We start from the raw sequence: 808 nt of genomic DNA on the forward strand, positions 1-808 counted from the left end.
CCTGCAGAACAACGCGGCGGCCGAGCTCGACCTCGGCGGCCTGACCGTCCGCTCCGAGGACACCGACCTGGGCGCGGCCAAGTTCGACCTCGCCCTCAGCTTCGGCGAGCGCTGGGACGAGGACGGCGGGCCCGCCGGGCTCGGCGGCTTCGTCGACTACAGCACCGACCTGTTCGACCGCACGACCGTCGAGGAACTCGTCGGCCGGCTCGGCGCCTGGCTCAAGGCCCTGGCCCAGTCGCCCGACACCCGGATCTCGGAGGTGTCCCTGCTCCTCGACACCGAGCGGGAGCGGGTGCTGCACGAGTGGAACGCGACCTCGCGCGAGGTGCTGTCGGGTCCGTTGGGCGCCCTGTTCGCGGCGCAGGCGGCGAGGACCCCGGACGCGGTCGCGGTGGTGTCCGAGGACGGGGAGCTGACCTACGCCGAGCTGGAGGCGCGGGCGAACCGTCTGGCGCACCGCCTGGTGGCGCAGGGTGTGGGCCCCGAGCGGGTGGTGGCGCTGGTGCTGCCGCGCTCGGTGGAGCTGGTGGTGGCGCAGCTGGCGGTCGTCAAGGCCGGTGGCGCGTTCCTCCCGGTGGACCCGGCGCACCCGCAGGACCGCATCGACCACATGCTCACCGACGCCGCCCCGGTCGTCGTCGTGGACGACGCCTGGCTGGCGACGGCGGACCTGTCCGGTCTGCCGCAGACCGCTCCGGCGGTCGAGATCGACCCCGCCCACCCTGCGTACGTGATCTACACGTCGGGTTCGACGGGTCGTCCCAAGGGCGTGGTCGTCTCCCACGCGGGTGTGGGGAATCTGGCC

1 protein-coding gene is annotated in these 808 nt (G+C 73.6%); it reads left to right on the forward strand.

Annotated elements, in window-relative coordinates; translation table 11 throughout:
• The coding region (locus tag LG632_RS29990) for an AMP-binding protein (RefSeq protein ID WP_226731078.1) at positions 1 to 808 on the forward strand (808 nt) is incomplete at both ends.

This window comes from Streptomyces antimicrobicus, from assembly GCF_020532625.1.
Lineage (GTDB): Bacteria > Actinomycetota > Actinomycetes > Streptomycetales > Streptomycetaceae > Streptomyces > Streptomyces antimicrobicus.